General features: G+C 59.4%; 1 protein-coding gene. It reads right to left on the bottom strand.

Annotated features, from left to right (window positions below):
• A partial coding sequence (locus tag F6S12_RS32575) for an immunoglobulin-like domain-containing protein (protein ID WP_315869965.1) occupies nt 1–655 on the bottom strand: 655 nt, incomplete at both ends.

Below are 655 nucleotides of genomic sequence, written 5' to 3'. Positions count from 1 at the left end.
GGTGAAGTTCACGCTGGCGGACGACTCACCCACTGGAATGGTGATGGTCTGACCGTTGGACAGAGTCACCACGACCGGGGAACCAGTCACGGGAGCGGTGACCGACGCGGTGTAAACCACAGTGCCGCCTTCGGCGACATTAGGGGTAGCTGTCAGCGAAACAGTGCTGGTGTCGATGGTGTCAGTGACATCAGTCACCGCTGGCGCTGGATTGGTCTCCAGGTTCTCGAAGTTGCCGCCTTCGGCCTTGGTGATCGTGGCTTCAACCTTGCCGGCGTCTTTATAGACGTCATCGGCAGGGGCGGCGACGGTGGCAGTACCGGAAGTGGCACCGGCAGCGATGGTGATTACGGCACCGTTACTCAAGGTCACGGTGACCGGAGTACCGGCAGCGTTGGTCAGGGTTGCGGTGTAGATGATCGAACCACCTTCAGCCACAGACTCAGTAGCCGAGAGGCTCAGGGTTGTAGTGTCTGGTGTGTCAGTTACCGAGGTTTCAGCCGGCTTGTCGCTGACTTCCAGTTTCTCGTAGTTACCACCGTCGGCTTTGGTAATGGTGGTGCTTAGGGAACTGCCGCCAGCGAGGGCATCATTCGGCGCGGTGAAGTTCACCGAGCCCTGGCTTTCGCCAACCGGAATAGTGATGGTCTGTCCG

The sequence above is a fragment of the Pseudomonas sp. JV245A genome (assembly GCF_032424515.1).
GTDB classification, from domain to species: Bacteria; Pseudomonadota; Gammaproteobacteria; order Pseudomonadales; family Pseudomonadaceae; genus Aquipseudomonas; species Aquipseudomonas protegens.
Note: the sequence above shows the minus strand (reverse complement) of the source record. Positions and strands in the feature narration are given on the sequence as shown.